The sequence below is a fragment of the Cognataquiflexum nitidum genome, assembly GCF_022538055.1.
Taxonomy (GTDB): Bacteria; Bacteroidota; Bacteroidia; order Cytophagales; family Cyclobacteriaceae; genus Cognataquiflexum; species Cognataquiflexum nitidum.
The window spans coordinates 1-20395 of sequence record NZ_JAKZAM010000001.1; the positions used below are offsets into that span (position 1 = coordinate 1).

20 protein-coding genes are annotated in these 20395 nt (G+C 42.0%); 10 read left to right on the forward strand and 10 right to left on the reverse strand.

Going from position 1 to position 20395, the window contains the following annotated elements:
* Window positions 1–176: 176 nt before the first annotated feature.
* Complete coding sequence (locus tag MMU07_RS00005) at window positions 177–731, forward strand: REP-associated tyrosine transposase (protein ID WP_241123774.1); 555 nt, start codon at window positions 177–179, stop codon at window positions 729–731.
* A 186-nt stretch (window positions 732–917) separates the two neighbouring features.
* Here the strand turns inward: MMU07_RS00005 and MMU07_RS00010 are convergent, their stop codons facing one another.
* Window positions 918–3866 carry a DNA polymerase III subunit alpha gene (locus MMU07_RS00010; RefSeq protein WP_241123775.1) on the reverse strand — a complete coding sequence of 983 codons (2949 nt, stop codon included), beginning with the start codon at window positions 3864–3866 and terminating at the stop codon, window positions 918–920.
* A 495-nt stretch (window positions 3867–4361) separates the two neighbouring features.
* On the opposite strand from MMU07_RS00010, the gene MMU07_RS00015 reads away from it, so the two are divergent.
* Window positions 4362–4967 carry a hypothetical protein gene (locus tag MMU07_RS00015; protein WP_241123776.1) on the forward strand — a complete coding sequence of 202 codons (606 nt, stop codon included), beginning with the start codon at window positions 4362–4364 and terminating at the stop codon, window positions 4965–4967.
* Between the two features lie 92 nt (window positions 4968–5059).
* On the opposite strand, the gene MMU07_RS00020 is transcribed toward MMU07_RS00015, so the two are convergent.
* Entirely contained in the window at window positions 5060–5854 is a 795-nt protein-coding gene (locus tag MMU07_RS00020) for a CDP-alcohol phosphatidyltransferase family protein (protein WP_241123777.1), read from the reverse strand.
* A 208-nt stretch (window positions 5855–6062) separates the two neighbouring features.
* On the opposite strand from MMU07_RS00020, the gene MMU07_RS00025 reads away from it, so the two are divergent.
* Window positions 6063–6968 carry a mechanosensitive ion channel family protein gene (locus MMU07_RS00025; RefSeq protein WP_241123778.1) on the forward strand — a complete coding sequence of 302 codons (906 nt, stop codon included), beginning with the start codon at window positions 6063–6065 and terminating at the stop codon, window positions 6966–6968.
* A gap of 189 nt (window positions 6969–7157) precedes the next feature.
* Here MMU07_RS00025 and MMU07_RS00030 read toward each other — a convergent pair whose 3' ends face one another.
* On the reverse strand, window positions 7158–7748 hold the full coding sequence (locus MMU07_RS00030) for a carboxypeptidase-like regulatory domain-containing protein (protein WP_241124008.1): 591 nt from the start codon (window positions 7746–7748) through the stop codon (window positions 7158–7160).
* 194 nt (window positions 7749–7942) lie between these two features.
* Here MMU07_RS00030 and MMU07_RS00035 point away from each other — a divergent pair, with 194 nt between their 5' ends.
* From MMU07_RS00035 to MMU07_RS00050, 4 genes are all read left to right on the forward strand, one after another.
* Entirely contained in the window at window positions 7943–8326 is a 384-nt protein-coding gene (locus tag MMU07_RS00035; RefSeq protein WP_241123779.1) for an ArsR/SmtB family transcription factor, read from the forward strand.
* A gap of 12 nt (window positions 8327–8338) precedes the next feature.
* A complete protein-coding gene (locus tag MMU07_RS00040; protein ID WP_241123780.1) occupies window positions 8339–9034 on the forward strand; it encodes a YjjG family noncanonical pyrimidine nucleotidase in 696 nt (231 codons plus the stop codon).
* A gap of 217 nt (window positions 9035–9251) precedes the next feature.
* Window positions 9252–10886 (forward strand): L-glutamate gamma-semialdehyde dehydrogenase, encoded by a 1635-nt coding sequence (gene pruA / locus MMU07_RS00045; protein WP_241123781.1) that lies wholly within the window; start codon window positions 9252–9254, stop codon window positions 10884–10886.
* Window positions 10887–11083: 197 nt separating this feature from the next.
* Window positions 11084–12190: a DUF4221 family protein gene (locus MMU07_RS00050; protein WP_241123782.1), complete on the forward strand. Its 1107-nt coding sequence runs from the start codon at window positions 11084–11086 to the stop codon at window positions 12188–12190.
* Window positions 12191–12258: 68 nt separating this feature from the next.
* On the opposite strand, the gene ftsY is transcribed toward MMU07_RS00050, so the two are convergent.
* From ftsY to MMU07_RS00075, 5 genes are all read right to left on the reverse strand, one after another.
* Complete coding sequence (gene ftsY, locus MMU07_RS00055) at window positions 12259–13218, reverse strand: signal recognition particle-docking protein FtsY (protein ID WP_241123783.1); 960 nt, start codon at window positions 13216–13218, stop codon at window positions 12259–12261.
* Window positions 13219–13309: 91 nt separating this feature from the next.
* On the reverse strand, window positions 13310–13462 hold the full coding sequence (locus MMU07_RS00060) for a DUF4295 domain-containing protein (RefSeq protein ID WP_241123784.1): 153 nt from the start codon (window positions 13460–13462) through the stop codon (window positions 13310–13312).
* Between the two features lie 45 nt (window positions 13463–13507).
* Complete coding sequence (rpmG, locus tag MMU07_RS00065; RefSeq protein ID WP_113925165.1) at window positions 13508–13690, reverse strand: 50S ribosomal protein L33; 183 nt, start codon at window positions 13688–13690, stop codon at window positions 13508–13510.
* A gap of 34 nt (window positions 13691–13724) precedes the next feature.
* Window positions 13725–13967: a 50S ribosomal protein L28 gene (rpmB, locus tag MMU07_RS00070; protein WP_113925164.1), complete on the reverse strand. Its 243-nt coding sequence runs from the start codon at window positions 13965–13967 to the stop codon at window positions 13725–13727.
* A 460-nt stretch (window positions 13968–14427) separates the two neighbouring features.
* The gene (locus tag MMU07_RS00075) at window positions 14428–14586 is read right to left on the reverse strand and encodes a DUF5522 domain-containing protein (protein ID WP_157966131.1); all 159 of its coding nucleotides are present in this window, start codon (window positions 14584–14586) and stop codon (window positions 14428–14430) included.
* A gap of 87 nt (window positions 14587–14673) precedes the next feature.
* On the opposite strand from MMU07_RS00075, the gene rocD reads away from it, so the two are divergent.
* The 3 genes from rocD to hemB all read left to right on the forward strand — a co-directional run bounded on the left by rocD (window position 14674) and on the right by hemB (window position 17745).
* Window positions 14674–15948 carry an ornithine--oxo-acid transaminase gene (rocD, locus tag MMU07_RS00080; protein WP_241123785.1) on the forward strand — a complete coding sequence of 425 codons (1275 nt, stop codon included), beginning with the start codon at window positions 14674–14676 and terminating at the stop codon, window positions 15946–15948.
* 117 nt (window positions 15949–16065) lie between these two features.
* Window positions 16066–16719 (forward strand): HAD family hydrolase, encoded by a 654-nt coding sequence (locus MMU07_RS00085; RefSeq protein WP_241123786.1) that lies wholly within the window; start codon window positions 16066–16068, stop codon window positions 16717–16719.
* A 57-nt stretch (window positions 16720–16776) separates the two neighbouring features.
* Entirely contained in the window at window positions 16777–17745 is a 969-nt protein-coding gene (gene hemB, locus MMU07_RS00090) for a porphobilinogen synthase (RefSeq protein WP_241123787.1), read from the forward strand.
* Between the two features lie 101 nt (window positions 17746–17846).
* Here hemB and MMU07_RS00095 read toward each other — a convergent pair whose 3' ends face one another.
* On the reverse strand, window positions 17847–18221 hold the full coding sequence (locus MMU07_RS00095; protein ID WP_241123788.1) for a co-chaperone GroES: 375 nt from the start codon (window positions 18219–18221) through the stop codon (window positions 17847–17849).
* 186 nt (window positions 18222–18407) lie between these two features.
* Window positions 18408–20327 carry a molecular chaperone DnaK gene (dnaK, locus tag MMU07_RS00100; RefSeq protein WP_241123789.1) on the reverse strand — a complete coding sequence of 640 codons (1920 nt, stop codon included), beginning with the start codon at window positions 20325–20327 and terminating at the stop codon, window positions 18408–18410.
* Between the last annotated feature and the right edge of the window lie 68 nt (window positions 20328–20395).

Below are 20395 nucleotides of genomic sequence, written 5' to 3' on the forward strand. Positions count from 1 at the left end.
AATATTCATAAAAAAAGGCCATAATTCCAAATTATGACCTGTTTTTTTTCACTGTCTAGTAAAGAGCCAAACAAAAGGGTTCAAGTCTTCAGACTTGGACCATGTCAATACAGTCTTTGGACTGCTTGTTTTAAAAAAATCAACTAAATTACCGCAGTTAGTAATCTTTTTTTTCGATGAGTAGAAAATATAGAATCAGAGACCAAGACAAACTTTATTTTGTAACCTTCACGGTGGTAGAGTGGATTGATTTATTTACCCGCAGGGAGTACAGAGATATCTTTTTGGATTCACTTAGGTATTGTCAGGAATTCAAAGGCCTCGATCTATGTGCCTATTGTATAATGTCAAGTCACGTCCACATGATCATCGGCAGGAATGGAGAGCAACCACTCGAAGGATTAATGAGGGATATTAAAAAGTTTACTTCTGTAAAGATTTTGGAAGCTATAAAAGCAAGTTCTACAGAAAGCAGGAAGGAGTTTTTACTTTGGTATTTTGGAAAGGCAGGAAGGGCAAACCCAAATAATACACACTTTCAGGTCTGGCAACAGCATAGTCACCCAATCGAGCTGAACACAAATGAAAAAGTCAGTAAGTGCCTTCATTATATTCATCAAAATCCTGTAGAAGCTGGAATTGTCCTTTCCCAAGAGGATTATTTGTATAGCAGCGCAGCCAATTATGCAGGATTGAATGAGACTTTGATTGATGTGATATTGATTGAGTAAGATTGAGGCAGTCTGAAGACTGGGTTTTGATGGTCCAAGTCTGGAGACTTTAAGCAAGGATGTTTACAGTCTGAAGACTGTGTTTTGATGGTCCAAGTCTGGAGACTTGAACCAAGGATAGTAAGGATGTAGGCAGTCTGAAGACTGCGTTTTGATGGTCCAAGTCTGAAGACTTGAACCATTCCCTCAATCCCCCGCATTCCAGTATTCCATCCTTTCACAGCTGCTGACTTCGATGCTGTAGAAGTCAAATTCCTGCGTGACTTTGCCCTTGATCAGGTAGATGCCGCGACCTTTGAAGGGATATTTTTTGACTACAGGAGGAAAATGTACCGTGTCGATCCAATCTCCTTCCCGATCGACAAATGTGCCAAAGTTCATCACCTCTCCTTTGACCGTTCTAGTGTATTTGATCGTGACGAGGTAACTGATAATTTGCACTGTTTTGCCCAGATGCAGTTTCATATTCTTTGCCTTGATGCTCGCCACAGACTGGTCTTTGACCAGCAGGAAGGGAGAATCCAGCGGAAACTCAAGGATTTCTATCTGATCAACGATTTCCTGCCGGATGTCGGCAGCTTCGAGTTCGGGAACCTGCAGTTCACGGAAACCTGCTTTTTTGAACAGTTCATTGCCGACGGCTACGGTTTTTCTTTTGTTCAGGATAAAATGCGCCTCCCAAAGCAGTTCCTGTTTGCTCTTCCCTGTAAACCTGAAGCAGGCTATACGGATCAGGATCAGCGCCTGTTCCAGGCTGATTTCTACCCTTGCGATAAAATCGGACAATCCCAGATAGGGTCCGTTGACGGCTCTTTCCCGAAGGATTTTTTCTACAGATGCCTTTTCGAGAAACTTCAGGTGGATAAATCCCAAATAGACAGTCTTGCCTTTGATATTGGTCAGGTAGTCGCTCTCGTTGATGTGGGGTGCCTGTATGTCGGCGCCGTTCATGCGGAGTTCGTGGACATAAAACTCCGTATGGTAAAATCCCCCGAAGTTGTTGATCACCCCGACCATAAACTCCAGCGGAAAGTAGGCCTTGAGGTACAGGCTCTGATAGCTTTCCACTGCAAAGGAGGCCGAGTGTCCTTTGGCAAAAGAATATCCGGCAAAACTTTCGATCTGATACCAGACCTCTGCTGTGATTTTAGGGTCACGGCCAAGCTTTTCGCAGTTGATAAAGAACTGGTCTTGTACCCGCTTGAATTCTTCCTTAGAGCGGGATTTGCCACTCATGCCGCGACGCAGCACATCTGCTTCCGAGAGGGAAAGCTCCGCAAAGTAGTGTGCTACCTTGATCACATCTTCCTGATAGACCATGATGCCGTAGGTTTCGGGCATGATCTCCATCATTACCGGATGAGCGGTTTTGCGGCGCTCGGGGTCCACATGCCGCAGGATATATTCCCGCATCATACCCGACCGTGCCACCCCCGGACGGATGATGGAGCTGGCAGCCACGAGCTCAAGGTATTCATCGGCTTTCATCTTGGCGAGTAGCATGCGCATGGCGGGTGACTCGACATAAAATGCCCCGATGGTATGTCCATCCCGGAGGTGTTCCTTGATTTTCGGGTCTTTTTTGAATTTTTCAACCTGACGGATATCGACCTTGACGCCCTGATTTTGTTCGATGATTTGGATGGCGCTTTTGATATGGCCGAGACCCCGTTGACTCAGGATGTCAAATTTATACAGTCCGATGTCCTCAGCCACATGCATGTCAATATGGGCTAGTGGAAATCCCTTTGGCGGCATATCTGTCGCGGTGTAATAATGTATCGGTTTGTGGGAAATCAGAATGCCGCAGGCATGGATCGTCAGGTGGGAAGGCATGCCGTGGAGGACCTGACTGTATTTGATAATCAGCTTCCCATATTGGTCAGGCACATAGTCAGGCTTGCCGGCATAATAGATCAGGGATTCGATTTCTGTTTTTGGCAGGCCAAAGACTTTTCCGAGTTCGCGCAGCATGGAGTTGGACTGGAATGTACTGTACGAACCCAGCAAGGCGACATGCTCCTGATTTCCTTTGTTGTACTTCTCAAAAATGTATGCCGTCACCTCATCCCGATCTGTCCAACTGAAGTCGATGTCAAAATCCGGTGGGTTTTCGCGGTACAGGTTGATGAACCTCTCGAAGTACAGGTCCAACTCTATCGGGTCCACATCGGTGATGTAGAGACAGTAAGCGACGATGCTGTTGGCGCCGCTGCCCCGTCCGACATGGTAATAGCCTTTGCCGTGGGCAAAGTTGACGATGTCATAATTGATCAGAAAGTAGGAGACAAATCCCTTTTGCTGTATGAGTTCGAGTTCTTTTTCGATCCGCTTGCTGATCTCGGCAGTCAGGTCTGCATAGCGCATGAGGGCACCTTTGAATGTTTCCTGCCTGAGGTAGTCGTAATCTTCCCAGTCTGAACCGAGGATGTCCCTTCTGTTTTTGACAGCTTGGAAGTAAAAGGAAAACTGACAGGCTTCGAGGAGTTTCTGTGCATTGTACAGCAGGTAGCTGTGACCTTCGCAACGGGCGACCATGTCGGCATAGCTGTAGAGCATGTCGCAGATTTCGCCCTGTTCTTCGGTTTCCAGCTTGCTGAGCAAGGTATTGCCATCGATCGCCCGGAGGAGGCGGTGGGCGTTGAATTCCAACTTGGAGCTAAAAGTTGCTGGCTGTAGCAGGACGAGTTTGTCTTTGTACCTAAACCATGGCGACTTCACGATTTTGTTGAGTTGGTAGGGATGGATTCCGACAAATTCATTTTCCCGCAGGGCAAAAAACTTCGCAGGCAGGGGATATATTATAAAGCTATGCTCAAATGCGGGAGCCTTTGCTTCAAAGGGAATGCCTTTGATGCGGTGGTGGGAGAGGTGTTTGTTGAGTTCGAAGAAGCCCTCTTGGTTTTTGGCGAGGCCGATATATTGTTGCTTCACACCGTTGCGGAAGTCGATGCCGATGACGGGGTGGATGCCTTTTTTCTGTGCTTCACGGATAAAAGGAAATACGCCGGCGGTGGAGTTGATGTCGGTGAGAGCGAGGGAGTCGAGTTTTTTGCCTTTCGCTTCAGCGATCAGTGCTTCCACGGACATCGTCCCGTATTTGAAGCTGTAAAAGGAATGGCAGTTGAGAAACATATTTAAGGATACTGATGGATATTTGCCTTTGGTGATATTAATTGATATATGCTGAAGTGATAAGTTGATATATGCTAAAGCGATATAGATGGATATATGCCTTCGGCGAAATGGGTTGATATATGCTAAAGCGATATAGGTGGATACCTACCAAAGGTAGGCAGGTATGCCTTCGGCGATATAGGCTTTAGCAACCATCCTGATTTTTAGCTTTTGATGTAATTGCGAGACATGATGGAGCTCGCATCCAACTATTTACATCAAGGAATTTTTTAAAATGTTTATTTAATAAACATTTATGTGTTTATAATGTAAACAAAATAATCAAGTGCTGTCAAGCTTGTGTGGGAAATTGTCAATGAAAAAAACAGAAAGCGGGAAATCATGCTAAAAAGGGATTATTTCTGAAAAGAGTTTTTGGAGGAATAAAAAGGAAAACTTAAGTTGTGAAACTGCCGTTTGGTTATTTTATTATCAATCACATAAGACACCATCATGAAAAACATCACCACAACAATTTTCATCTTGTTTTTGATTTCTTCTATATCCTTTGGACAGGAATCAGAAAAGAGCAACAACATGACATACAGGATAGGCACAGGAGTACTGGTAGAAGGGAATGTAGGCATGTATGGTTTTAATGTCATCAATGAACTGAGCTTCAAAGTCAAGGATAGATTTTCGATTAACCCAAGTTTGACCTTTTATCATTCCATCATTAATGCGGATTTTAACTATACTTTCCCTGAAGATCGGGAACAGTTCGTCTCAGGTATTTTTACAGATGTAAGATTTCAGTATGACCTCATCCGAACCAAAAAGGATTTCAGGGTAGGCTTGGCTTTTGGGCCATCATTTCAATTTGGGGGCGAAGCCATACACCGTGGTTACCATCTTAACGCTGATGAACCACGGGTTGAGGAAAGTTTAGGGTTTACAGTTGAAAGTCACAGGAGATTGGGTTATGTGTCCCAAGTGACGTTTGACTGGCAACCGGCAAATCCAAACAGGAGAAATACGATCGGGGTGAGTATGTCCTCTTTTGACGGATATTGGCCATACTATCTCATGGTCAACTACAGGTTGGGGTTCAAATTGTAATTCCACCGATACATAAAAACTGAAATCCGGCATCTTGTCGGATTTTTATGATTTTAACCGAAATGCCATTGAGTCAATCCAGAGGCATTATTTCAACAGGATTGGTTTCTTATTTTTTTGGTAAGGAATGTTCGTCGAATCGCTATAAATACAAAAATCAAAACAGAATAGCCGATAAAGAATGGAACGATATAATTGACTAAACCGATAGAAAGCATCATTGCCATGATCAGTAGCTGGAACCCAAGGCCATACAATGAGACCATACTCATAAACCATTTTGGGAATGAGCTGACTTCGATGGCTTCTTTGTCCAATTCATGAATGACCCGGTCAAAAGGCAGGTAGAGAAAGTTGAATATCCTGAATAGGATATTTACTGTTTTTTGTTTTTCTCCAGGAAAAGCAATTGGACTTTCACTCTCAAAAATACTACTAGTGATATCTCCACCTTCAGAATTGTGGCGCAGGATCACATAGTAGTAATTATACAGAGTACCCTGAAATTGTAAACAAAGAAATGCAGTTAAAGAAGTCCATATACCTGAATCTGAAACAAAGCAGATGCTTAGTATGAATAGCAAGTTCAGAATATTGTCAAAGATAGAATCAAGATATCTACCGGTGTAGGAAGGTGTATTTTTCATTCTGGAAAGTTCACCGTCTGCCGCATCGATGACGGATTTAAGAATTAGAAAAAATCCCGCTGCGATAAAAAAACCATTCAGAATGCAGTAAATTGCCAGTAATCCACTGATTCCAAAAAGGAAAGTGACTTGGACAGGAGTAACGCTGGTGTTTTTGAGTTGATTGGCAAATACTTTGGCCAAAGGCCTGCCGTAATCTGAGAAATCGAGGAATTTCTCCTCTTTGGAAAGTTTGGACATGATAACTCGCGTGCGCAAACTGATAGCCCTTGCAAAAACTTTCAGTCAGCCCGCTTTGATTGGTAAAGGTTAATCAATCCTAACAGCAGTAGCTCTTGTTTTGTTTCTGTCCACTTTAAAGTAAACTTATGAAGTGCTTACAGTCAATAGTTTAAATAAATGTTTGAAATCATTAATCTAACCTTAGTTTGGAATTTCTCTTTCGTATATGGAAAATTACATAGATTATTTGAACGACATCATTGCATACGACATTAGATGGAATATCTACAAGACTGTCCTTGTGATTTTACTTTTGTGGCTGATCAAAAAAGGAGCCTATAAACTAATTGAAAGGGGAAATGATGTTGAAATAAAAAAGAAATTCCACTCCCGCAAGACCGTAGAATATGCACTTGTATTTATAGGATTGTTACTGGTCGGTAATATCTGGATCATCAATTTCCAATCCATCACCACATTTTTGGGCTTGTTGTCGGCGGGTATTGCCATTGCGCTCAAGGATATTTTCGTCAACATCGCAGGATGGATGTTTATCTATTGGCGCAAGCCATTTGACGTGGGCGACAGGATTCAGATAGGCGAATACAAAGGTGATGTGGTGGATTTACGATTATTCCAATTTAGTTTGCTGGAAGTGGGCAATTGGGTAGACGGAGAGCAAAGCACCGGCAGGATTGTCCATGTGCCAAACGGGAAGGTATTCACAGATCCCCAAGCCAATTACAGTCAGGGCTTTGATTATATCTGGAACGAGCAAAACATCTTTATAGGGTTGGATTCCGACTACAAAAAAGCAACGGTTTTGCTAAAGGCTATTATGAATGAGTTGCTGTCTCCCGATTTTAAGACGATTGAGTCCGAATTGAAAAAAGCTCAAAAGGAGCATTTCATTTCCTTCAGCCAATATACTCCGACAGTCTATACCAAAATTCAGGAACGGGGCATTCAGCTTTCACTGCGGTATTTGTGCAAACCAAGAAAAAGGAGGGTTTTTGAGCATCAGATTAGCGAGGCAATTATCGACAGATTTAGGACAGAAAAAGACATAAGAATTGTATATCCGATTACTTCAATATATATGGAGAAAGGTAATAATGGTCTTGAAAATTGAATAAACAAGACGCTCCATTTGAGGCTAATTTGATTAGTAAGGAGATATTGATGGATACTGGATATTTGTAGATATTGGTTTAGAATTTATCGTTTGGTTGGTTTTATTCCAAAAAATCAAACTATCAAAATTGAAAACGGCTCAAAATTCATCATTTTGAGCCGTTTGTTTGTTCTATTTCCTGTTATATCAATCCTTTTTCTTCAGATCACCCCTTTTGATGGATTGGATAAATTTGGACCAAGCAAATGGGTCCATCAAAGTAAAGGGTCTTGGGCCGTAACGGTCTTGGATCTGCATGATCTGACCTTGTTGGAAATACCTCATGTTTTCATTGCCCGAAGCCGGCATTGCCTCCGCATACCTCAGGAGAGTTTCAGAACTTAGATTTCCTGTTCTATCAATCGTCATCGGTGCTTCATAATTCATCGCAAGAACCTGCTTCTTAAATTCATCTTCGGTGGGATAAGGCATCACCTCGATCTCTGCCAAAGCAATCTCATCAACTTGCATCGTAAGGATCAGGGAAATCTTGTCATCATCTACTTTTTCAGGGACTTTGAATGATTGCTTTCTCAAACCTATGAAGCTAAAAATCACACTGTCACCTTCCAATACCGGCATCGAAAAATAGCCATACCTACCTGAACTTGTGCCTCGTCCCTTTTTTGGAACATAGACATTGACTCCCGGAACGGCATCCGTACTGTCAGCATTGAGGATAATTCCTGAAAGCTGAATTACTTTTTTTTCTCTATCTTGGGCAAAACCGTCTTCAATCCCTAAAACAAATAGGGTGAAAAAAAGGAAAACAGCTATCGGGTGTACTTTAAATTTCAAAGCAATACGGTTTATCTTTTTGACCTGCTGAACCGAATTCAGTCTAATTAGGTTTTCTAATTTGGGTATAATATTAGCCTATTTTAGTTTCATTTGCTTAATTTCAACCGGGTTTTATTCGTTAATTTTACTAAATGCGACTTAAAAATATCAGCTTAAGTTATGGGATGAGGATTTTTAAGGCACTTTCCGAAGAGCCAAGAGTCCGTATCCTTCATCTTTTACTCCAAAACAAGGAACTGTCTATTTCTGATTTGGAGCATATATTGGACTTTACCCAGACAAAAACCAGCCGACATTTGATCTACCTCAAAAATTCCGGATTGTTGGGAAGCCGAAGGGTGGATCAATGGATTTTTTACTATATCTTGGACGAAGCCCAAGAAATCATCCAACAGATTTTTAAGTTTATCCAAAAAGACGGTAATCTCATAAGGGATCAGGAAGTTTACACCATTCTGTACTCTAACCGAGAATTAGCCATCAATAAGATAGCGAATAATCCTTATCGCAAATAAGTCACTTAAGTTTTGAAAAAATACCAACACATCTTCTTCGATCTGGACCATACCCTGTGGGATTATGATACTAATGTCCAGGAATCACTTTCTGAGTTGTTCGACATTTATCAATTGGTCAACGTCGGCATTCCTGATTTTCAAACTTTCATTGATGCCTTTTATCAGGTCAATTTCAAGCTTTGGGCATTGTATGACCTTGGCAAAATCGACAAACAAAACTTAAGGGAAACCCGGTTTAAGCTGATATTTGAAAAGGCAGGAGTACCGGGAAAACATGTTCCCAAAGAAATGGAAGAGGATTTTATGTACAGGACGTCCTCAAAACCTCATTTGCTTCCCTATTCCAAAGAGATTTTGGACTATTTGAGTCCAAATTACAAGATGCATATCATCACCAATGGCTTCAATGAAAGTCAGGCTAAGAAAATGCATTCCTCAGGTTTGACGCCTTACTTTGATCTTGTGGTGACTTCCGAGACAACCGGTCACAAAAAGCCTGATCCAAGGATTTTCCAATATGCGATGGATAAATTGTCTGTTAAGTCAGGGGATTGCATCATGATAGGAGATAATCCCAACTCCGATATCCTTGGAGCTATCCGTTCCAATATCGATCAGGTCTATTTTGATCCCCACGAAAAAGGCATCGAGCATCAACCGACGCATACTATTCGGCATTTAAAGGAATTGGAAGGGCTATTGTGAGATTGTATCAAGTACAAAGTATCAAGTACTATGTATCAAGATGGAGGAGCAAGAAACAAGAACGAAGTAATATAATGTTTTCTCCTATCTTCCGTAGCAGGAGCGAAGCAGATAACAATTACCACAAATACAACAAATACAACTTTTGAAATTCGGCAGGTTTTCAGGATGGTAGTCCTTATCTTTGCCCCTTCAGAAATCATAAACTCAAATTCATATGCTCAAAGGTTTTTTTAACGTTCCCAAGCCGGTCAACGAACCGGTAAAAAGTTATGCTCCTGGTTCTCCCGAGAGGAGCGAACTGCAGCAGACGCTGAAGGAATTCAGGTCCCAGCTTGTAGATGTGCCTATGTATATAGGAAGTGAAGAAGTGAGGACAGGGATCAAAAAATCCATGTCCCCGCCACATGACCACAAACATCTATTGGGTTTCTTCCATGAGGGAGATGCCTCTCATGTGGAGCAAGCGATCAATGCTGCTTTGGGAGCAAAAGAAGCTTGGGAATCCATGGAATGGGAGCAAAGAGCAGCGATTTTCCTCAAAGCCGCAGACCTCTTGGCAGGTCCATACCGTGCCAAAATCAATGCCGCCACTATGCTAGGACAATCCAAAAATGCTTTTCAGGCAGAAATCGATGCGGCCTGTGAGTTCATAGATTTCCTTAGGTTTAATGTGCAATACATGTCTGAAATCTATGCGCAGCAGCCGCCTGTTTCCGGTGCAGGAGTTTGGAATAGATTGGAGCAAAGACCGCTCGAAGGTTTTGTTTTTGCTTTGACCCCGTTCAATTTCACAGCCATAGCAGGAAATCTTCCTACCGCTCCGGCAATGATGGGAAACACCGTCGTATGGAAGCCAGCTTACACGCAGATTTACTCTGCAAATGTACTGATGCAGGTTTTCAAAGAAGCAGGCGTTCCTGATGGCGTTATCAATTTGGTTTTTGTAGACGGCCCAACAGCCGGAAGCATCATTTTCAACCATCCTGATTTTGCAGGAATCCACTTTACAGGTTCCACAGGAGTATTCCAACACATCTGGAAAACGGTTGGAGAAAATATCTTTAAGTATAAATCCTATCCGAGAATAGTCGGCGAAACAGGTGGGAAAGACTTTGTTTTGGCACACAAGTCTGCCCATGCCAAAGCAGTAGCTGTCGGACTTTCTAGGGGAGCTTTTGAATATCAGGGACAGAAATGCTCTGCTGCTTCTAGGGCTTACATTCCTTCCAATATCTGGCCCGATGTCAAAAAATACCTTTTGGAGGATTTGGCTTCCATGAAAATGGGTCCTACTGAAGACTTTACCAACTTCATCAATGCGGTGATCGACGAGAAGTCTTTTGACAAAATCTCCAAATACATCGACAATGCCAAAAATGCAGAAGGTGTAGAAATCATCGCCGGCGGCCATCATGACAAATCCAAAGGTTATTTTATCCAACCGACTGTCATCCTAACCAAAGACCCGATGTACACGACCATGTGCGAAGAAATATTCGGGCCAGTATTGACCGTCTATGTCTATCACGAAGAGCACTTTGAGGAAGCCTTGGAATTGGTCGATCAGACCTCGCCTTATGCCTTGACAGGAGCTGTATTCTCCCAAGACAGGTATGCGATCGAATTGGCAACCAAAAAACTCAGAAATGCAGCAGGTAACTTCTATATCAATGACAAGCCGACAGGCGCGGTCGTGGGTCAACAGCCTTTTGGAGGTGCAAGGGCATCCGGTACCAATGACAAAGCCGGTTCCATGATCAATTTGCTGCGTTGGGTTTCTCCAAGAACCATCAAGGAAACGTTTGTATCCCCGGTGGACTACAGGTATCCGTTTTTAGGAAAAGATTGAGAGGAGAAACGAGAGGCGAGAAGCGAGAGAAAAGAGGCAATACAAGAAAAAGACCATCGGAGCATTTAGGCTTTGGTGGTTTTTTCTTTTTAGAATTCAATAGTGAAATTCAAAGTGTATCCTTGTAAAATTATAGTATGATTTTAAATTTACAAGGATGATTGAAAGGAAGATGGTTTTTGAACTAAAATTAAGGTATGGGTAAATATTACTTCTTGCTTTTGGCAGTGGTTTTTTCCTGTAATTCCAAGGAATCCAAATCTCCCGAATTCATATCCGGTGAGTTGACTGAATACATTTCTGATACCTTATATTTCGAAAAGGATGAGTTTACAAAAAACCTTCCTGCCAAATTCGCTTACCTTGAACAAAATGACAGTATTTTCCTATATGCTTGGTATGACAAGCGCCTTTTGAAATACGGTTACCCGTCTGGAGAATTGCTTTCAAGTACCAATTTTTTTGCAGAAGGTCCGGATGGGATCGGCTCTTTTATATCTGGGAGTTTGATTACTGAAGATGGATTGTTTTTTATCTCAGATCAGAAAGAAATTGTCCATACTGATTTTGAAGGAAAAGTTGTCAGCCGCTTTCCTTTCCCTTCTGTGCCTGAAGAAAGGTTGGCTGCTAATTTTTCTGCGATGAATGGCAATGACATGACTTATGATGCAGCGACCAAGACCTTGTTTTTGGCTGATGTTCCTTTTGTACTCCAAGAACCCAATATGAATTACCGGGATTGGTTATGGAAATTGGACACCCGTTCCGGAAATTTTGAACCTGTAGGCTTCAACTATCCTGAAAAATACAGCGAACACTATGACGATCCTGAACTTGGGGTTTTTGCCCATACTTACCTTAAGGATCAGGATATTTTTGTGGTCAATTTTCCTGCAAATGATTCCTTATTGATTTTGGATTCGGACAAAAGTTATTGGGTGGATGGCCGAAGCGCTAGAACTTTGACTTTTGAAAAAGGCAAAACCGAACCTAGGGGAGAGTGGACAGTTTTTAATCCTAGTATGAAGACAAGTAGATACAAATTTACCCAATACGATCCTTATCGGAAAAGACTATTCAGGTATGTAAATATTGAAACCAAAGAATCAGAAATAGAAACTTACACCAATGAAAGCAGCTTTGTTGTTTTGGACAGTGAGTTCGGAAAAGTTGCGGAGCTATTTTTTGACAATCAAGAGATCTTACCTTCAGGATTTTTCACGCCCAATGGATTTTATCTAAAATTAGTAGAGCAGGAAAACGATGATAAGGAGGGGTATGTAAGGATTGATTTAGACCTTTGAGGTTTTCGATAACATCGAAGGTCGAGATTGAATAAATAAAACCTTCGAGGTCCCAAAGACCTCAAAGGTTAGGATTTCTTCTTAAACAATGAATCTACAAATTCCTTTCTGTTGAAAACCTGCAGATCGGTCATTTTTTCACCGACTCCGATGTATTTGACTGGGATTTTGAATTGGTCGGAGATGCCGATTACGACACCTCCTTTGGCTGTGCCGTCTAGTTTGGTGATGGCAAGAGCAGTGATGTCAGTTGCTTTGGTAAATTCCTGCGCTTGGATAAATGCATTCTGACCGGTAGATCCATCCAATACGAGCAACACTTCATGCGGTGCATCGTCAATGAATTTTTGCATTACCCTTTTGATTTTGGTCAGCTCGTTCATCAGGTTGACTTTGGTATGGAGTCGTCCGGCGGTATCTATAATGACGACATCTGCACCGGTATCTACTCCTTGTTTTACCGCATCAAAAGCCACTGAAGCCGGGTCGGTATTCATCCCATGAGAAACTATAGGCACATCGACACGCTTGGCCCAAAGGATCAATTGGTCCACCGCAGCAGCCCTGAAAGTATCTGCAGCACCAAGGACTACTGACTTTCCTGCCTGCTTGAATTGGTGCGCTAATTTGCCGATAGTAGTTGTTTTGCCTACTCCGTTGACACCGACTACCATAATGACATAGGGTTTTTTGTCTGCAGGAAGGTCAAAGTCTGAGAGATCGGTACTTTGGTTTTCTTCGAGCAGACCCATGATTTCTTGCCTCAGGATGACATCAAGTTCTGCCGTATTGAGGTATTTGTCTTTGGCGACACGGTCTTCAATCCTTCTGATAACTTTGATTGTGGTGTCGACTCCAACATCTGAGGTGATGAGGATTTCTTCTAACTCATCCAACACCTCCTCATCAACTTTGGATTTGCCAACGACAGCTTTGCTTAACCTAGAAAAAATGTTTTCGCTGGATTTTTGTAAACCTTGGTCAAGGCTTTCTTTTTTTTCCTTCGAAAAGAAACCGAAAATTCCCATAGCTTGTGATTTTTAAAGTCCGAATATAACAAAAAAGTCCCTTCAAAGACTTAGCCTGAAGGGACTTTAGATTGCAAAAAGTGCAATGAAATTATTTTTTTAAGGTATCCTGAACCATAGTGGTCGGAACCATTTCCTCTTTGAAGGTATATGCACCTGTTTTTTCAGATTTGATTGCTCTGATCACTTTTGCATAAGTTATTCCACCTTCTTTTTTCAGGGTTGCTACTACTTTCTTAGCCATATTTTTAAGGTTTATATCGTTGCCGGAAGCAACCTAGGTCCTAAATTATTTAATTTCTTTGTGAACCGTCATTTTCTTCAAGATAGGATTGAATTTCTTCAATTCAAGTCTCGTAGTTGTGTTTTTACGGTTTTTGGTAGTGATGTATCTTGAAGTACCGGGAAGACCTGTAGCCTTGTGCTCAGTGCACTCCATGATCACTTGTACTCTGTTACCTTTCTTAGCCATCGCTGTATATATTTAAATGGTAAACCTGATCTGATTATTTAATGATAACGTATCCTTTTGCTTGGGCTTCTCTCAACACAGGGGTGATTCCTTTTTTGTTGATGGTTCTCAAAGCTTTGGTACAAACCTTCAAAGTGATCCAAGCATCTTCCTCAGGGATGTAGAAGCTTTTCTTGTGCAAATTTGGATAAAACTTACGCTTGGTCTTGTTGTTCGCATGCGATACATTATTACCTACTTGAGGTCTCTTGCCGGTAATGTCACAAACTTTTGCCATGATATATGATCGTAATTGTATAGACGTTTTTTCAATTGAGTTTGCAAATATCGGACTTTTACCTGAAATACCAATACTCACCTTCAAAAATATTCAGTAAAGTTTTGCTTTTATTAAAAGAAGCAAGTGGTCAATAGGCAGTCTCAGTTTTCAGTGGATTTGTGATAGGAATTGATCTGAAAGTAAAGAATAAAAATCCCAAACCAGATAATCAGAAAACCTACCCACTATCAACAAGTCCGAAGATTCCAACAATTAAAACAATTACAACCACTACAACCTAACTAACCTTTAACCAATTAACCAATAACCTTCAACCAAATAACCGACAGTAGGCAGTCTCAGTATTCAGTGGATTGGTAGTGGTATTAGAACAATTAGACCAAATCCAACCACTACAACTCCCTCAACCAAATAACCAGATAACCAATAACCAAATAACCAATAACCATTTTCCAAATCACTTCTCCCCATAAGGACAATGTTTGCAGCCGCTTCCGCAGCAATAACCTCTTCTCAAGTGGTATTGTGCTGTAAAAACCATCAGCCCTTTTTCATTGGTATAATAATCCCCCGGAATGAGCTTCATGGGTGCTGCAGGCTTCTTTTTTGAGTTCATTCTTTAATCCTAAAGGCTTTTGTTATATTTGCCAAACTGCTTTTCGCGGTGAATTTATCCTAGATGTGTAGCAAATCTACAAATATTATGATCGAAACAATAAACTCAAGTAGTCAAGCCATCGCATTGGAAGACAAGCATGGAGCACACAATTACCATCCATTACCGGTTGTTTTGTCAAGAGGAGAGGGAGTTTTCCTTTGGGATGTAGAAGGTAAAAAATACTACGACTTCCTTTCGGCATACTCTGCCGTGAATCAGGGGCATTGTCATCCAAGGATCAAAGATGCCTTGATTGAGCAGGCAAGTACCCTTACTTTGACATCAAGGGCTTTTTATAATGATGTATTGGGTCCATTTGAGAAATATATTACAGAATATTTTGGCTTTGACAAAGTCCTTCCCATGAATACCGGTGCGGAAGGGGTGGAAACTGCCTTGAAGATAGCTAGAAAATGGGGATATGAAAGAAAAGGCGTGGACGAAAACCAAGCAGTTATTGTCGTAGCGGAAAATAATTTCCATGGCAGGACTTCTACCATCATTTCATTTTCTTCAGATAACAACGCGAGAAAGAATTTTGGCCCCTATACCCCAGGGTTTGTCAAGATACCTTATGATGATATTTCGGCTTTGCAAAATGCACTTGTGGACAGGAATGTAGTGGCATTTTTGGTAGAGCCGATTCAGGGTGAAGCAGGTGTCTATACTCCGGCAGAAGATTTTATTCGAAAATCTGCCGAGGTCTGCAAAGCAAAGAATGTCCTTTTCATTGCTGATGAAATCCAGACAGGTATCGCACGGACAGGATCGCTCTTAGCGGTCTGTGGCAATTGTACCTGCGAAGGACATTGCGAAAAGCAAGATACTTACACCAAACCTGACATGTTGATCTTAGGAAAAGCTATCTCAGGTGGATTCTATCCTGTATCCGCTGTTTTGGCTGACAACCATATCATGGAAGTCATCAAGCCCGGTCAGCATGGATCTACATTTGGGGGGAATCCATTGGGAGCAAAAGTCGCTATAGCAGCGCTTGAAGTGGTAAGAGATGAAAAATTAGCCCAAAATGCACGGAAACTAGGAAAGATATTCAGAGAAAGAATGCAGATTTTGGTGGAGAAATATAGCATCCTCAAACTCGTCAGGGGCAAAGGGCTACTCAACGCAGTCGTGGTCAATGACTCCCCGGACAGCAGTACCGCTTGGGACATGTGTGTATCTTTAAAAGATAACGGCCTTCTCGCCAAACCCACCCACGGCAATATCATTCGCTTTGCCCCGCCATTGGTCATGACCGAAGAGCAACTGCACGACTGCTGTGATATTATTGAGAAAGTGGTCAAAGAGTTTGAAAAATAGGCGTTTTCGTAGATTTAGACTCATTGAAATAATAACCCTCCGGGAGAATTAAATATCTCGGAGGGTTTTTTAATGTCCTTTTGTTAGCTTTGCCAATGTAAGAAGACCTATTAATCCATGAAAAAAGCAGTTATTTTCGATATGGATGGCGTTATCTGCCATACCAATCCGTTTCATTCGATGGCTTTCAGAGAGTTTTTTGCCAAAAGGAAAATGTTTCCGACAGAGGTGGAATTTCAAGCGCACATGTACGGCAAAAGTAACTCCTATATAATGAGTCACTTTTTTGGAAGGAAAATCGCCGGAGAGGAATTGTTGGAATTAGAGAATGAGAAAGAAGGCCTCTTCAGGGAAATATACAAGGACAAAATTGATCCTATCGCAGGTTTTCAGGATTTCTTCCACCAACTCAAAGTCAATGAATTTTTGACGGGGGTAGCCACTTCAGCCCCTTTTGCCAACCTTCAATTGATTGCAGGCACTTTGTCTCTGATGGAAAGGATGGAGTCCATTTTGGCAAGTGAGGACGTGACCAAACACAAACCCGATCCGGAGGTTTACCTCAAGTCAGCATTTAACCTTCAAGTCGAACCCGATTTATGTGTAGTTTTTGAAGATTCCTTTTCCGGTGTCACAGCTGCCAAAAATGCAGGTATGAAAGTAGTGGGAGTCTTGTCCTCCCATTCCAAGTCTGAGCTGCCGGTGTGCGACCTTTATATTGATGATTTTAGGGAGATGGACACAGACCGGATTTTTTCATTGATCGGATAATCCAAGTAAATTTCAGTGCTAAACATTTAACTTTGATTTGACTAAATTCAGACTACTATGCTCATTAGACCGAGAAGAAACAGAAAATCCCAAGGGATTCGCAATATGGTGGAGGAAACAAGACTTTCTGTCAAAGACTTTATTTTTCCGATGTTCCTGATTGATGGAATCAACCAAAAGATTGAAGTAAGCTCTATGCCGGGGATTTATAGGTATTCTTTGGACCTGATGTTGCAAGAAATAGAAGTATGTATGAAGCTTGGCATCATGGCATTTGATATTTTCCCTGCCTATCCTGATAGCAAAAAAGACAGGTTCGCTACTGAAAGTCACAATCCTGAGACATTTTACCTCAAAGCAATCTACAAAATCAAGAGTTCATTCCCTGAGGCAGTGGTCATGACGGACGTGGCAATGGATCCTTACAGTTCGGATGGTCATGATGGGCTTGTAGAAAATGGAAAGATTTTGAATGACGAGACATTGGAGATTTTGGGCAAAATGTCTTTGGCGCAGGCACAGGCGGGAGCGGATATACTCGGACCATCGGATATGATGGATGGGAGAGTAGGGTATATAAGGTCGATTTTGGATAAAAATGGCTATAAAGACGTCTCCATTATGTCCTACACTGCCAAATATGCTTCGGCTTTTTATGGTCCATTTAGAGATGCGTTGGATTCAGCACCCAAAATGGGAGATAAAAAGACTTATCAAATGGATCCTGCCAATTACCGGGAAGCATTGATAGAAGCGGAATTGGATACAGCCGAAGGGGCAGATTTCTTGATGGTCAAGCCCGCTTTGGCTTATTTGGATATCATCAGATTGCTCAAAGACAATTCAAACCTGCCCATTGCTGCCTACAATGTCAGCGGCGAGTATGCGATGGTCAAGGCTGCCGCTCAAAAAGGCTGGCTTGATGGAGAAAGGGCCATGTTGGAATCGTTATTGAGTATCAAAAGGGCAGGTGCCAACGTTATTTTAAGCTATTTTGCAAAGGAGTACGCATTACTTAATAGTTAGGTGATTTTATCTTTTGAGATCAAAACAGGATTATGAAGTCTTTTGAGGAAGAAAAGAGGGGAAATCATTTTTGAAGATTCTGATTGGGTTTTTAAGGTGCCTTAAAGTTCCTCTTCCCTTTCAAGCATCAGGATGGAATGCTGTGGCACAATGAAGTATTTTTCCCCTTCATAGATAACTTCAAAGGCACCGTTTAAAAGGAATATTGCCAAGTCCCCTTCCTTAGCTTGAAGTGGGACATACCTGATTTTTTCTTCTGCCTCCATCCAAGGCTCGCGGTCCTCTGCCGGCATAGGAATGGGATAACCGGGACCTGTTTTGATGATGAAGCCTTGCTGCACTTTTTCTTTTTCCTGAACTCCCGGAGGAAGGTAAAGTCCTGTGGCGGTTCTTTCATCGGCTTTTCTGAGTTTGATCAAAACCCTGTCACCTACTATGATGAGTTTTTTAAGTTTATTATCTGGCGTGAGTTGCATAGGGGAGATTTGAGACTGGAGATTTGAGAATTAGAAGCGAGAAGCGAGATATGAGACTGGGGATTTTAGTAGTCCTGATGAAAGACGATGGGTTTTTCAATTTCGCATCTAGGGTCTTTTTCCGCTAAATAACAACGGCATCCATACTTTCATACAGATGCCGTCGCATATTAGGTTAATTCAAAATTATTTTTTGTCTTCAGACACTTCTTCATAATCTACGTCTGATACACCATCACCGGTATTAGATGAACCTGCGCCTGCATTGACATCAGGTCCTGGTTGGGCACCTTCACCTTGGGTGGCATTATATATTTCCTGAGAAGCTGCTTCCCAAGCTTTGTTCAATGCTTCAGAAGCGGACTCTATGCTTGTAACATCTTTTGAAGCATGAGCGGATTTTAATCCCTCCAAAGCAGCGGTAATGTTGGCTTTGTTACCATCTGAAAGTTTGTCACCATATTCTTTCAGTTGCTTTTCTGTCTGGAAAATCTGACTGTCAGCTTGGTTCAATTTTTCGATTTTTTCTTTTTCAGCTTTATCAGTTGCAGCGTTTGCTTCAGCTTCGCGCTTCATTCTTTCGATATCATCCTGCGACAAACCGGAGGAAGCCTCGATCTTGATTTTCTGCTCTTTGCCTGTTCCTTTATCTTTTGCAGACACATTGAGGATACCGTTGGCATCGATGTCAAATGTCACTTCAATCTGCGGAACACCTCTTGGGGCAGGTGGGATATCACTCAATTGGAATCTTCCGATGGACCTGTTGTCTTTAGCCAAAGCTCTTTCTCCCTGCAATACATGAATATCAACGGCAGGCTGACTGTCAGCTGCAGTGGAAAATACCTCTGATTTTTTGGTTGGGATAGTGGTGTTAGATTCGATCAGTTTGGTAAATACACCACCCATGGTCTCGATTCCCAAAGAAAGCGGAGTCACATCGAGCAACAACACATCTTTCACCTCCCCTGTCAAAACACCGCCTTGGATAGCAGCACCGATGGCCACAACTTCGTCAGGATTGACACCTTTGGAAGGTTTCTTGCCAAAGAACTTCTCTACTTCTTCCTGTATTTTTGGAATTCTTGTAGAACCACCGACTAGAATTACCTCATCTATATCTGATGGCTGCATGCCTGCATCAGCAAGAGCTTTTTTACAAGGTTCCATGGATCTTCTTACCAAGTCAGCAGAAAGCTGTTCAAATTTTGCTCTGCTCAAAGTTCTTACCAAGTGCTTTGGACCTGTTTGGGTAGCAGTAATATATGGCAGGTTGATTTCTGTGGATGCGGAACTTGAAAGTTCGATTTTTGCTTTTTCAGCTGCCTCTTTCAATCTTTGAAGAGCCATTGGATCATTTCTCAGGTCGATCTGCTCTTCAGAAAGGAATTCTTCGGCAAGCCAATTGATAATCTTTTGGTCAAAATCATCACCGCCTAAGTGTACGTCACCATTGGTAGACTTTACTTCGAATACGCCATCACCTAATTCAAGGACTGAAATATCAAATGTACCACCGCCAAGGTCATACACTGCGATTTTCATATCTTGGTTTTTCTTGTCCATACCGTATGCCAATGCGGCAGCAGTAGGTTCGTTGATGATTCTTTTGACTTCAAGACCTGCAATCTGTCCGGCTTCTTTGGTCGCCTGACGCTCTGCATCATTGAAGTAAGCTGGTACAGTGATGACAGCTTCAGTGACAGTTTGTCCTAAGAAATCTTCAGCAGTACTCTTCATTTTCTGAAGAATCATGGCGGACAGTTCCTGTGGTGTGTAAGACCTATCTCCGATTTTAACCACGACGGTGTCATTTGCGCCTTTTTCTACTTTGTAAGATGCGTGTTTTTTCTCTTCAGATACTTCCGAGAATTTTTTGCCCATAAACCTTTTCACAGAGGAAATGGTGTTGGAGGGGTTGGTAATGGCTTGACGTTTTGCAGGGTCACCTACTTTTCTTTCTCCGTTTCCATTGTCTAGGAAGGCCACGATGGATGGTGTAGTTCTTCTTCCTTCGCTGTTTTGGATGACCACTGGCTCGTTACCTTCCATTACGGCAACGCAGGAGTTGGTGGTACCCAAGTCTATACCTATGATTTTTCCCATGATTTTATATTTTCTGTTATTGATTACGACTTTGATTCGAAAGCTATTAGACAACTCATGTGCCAATC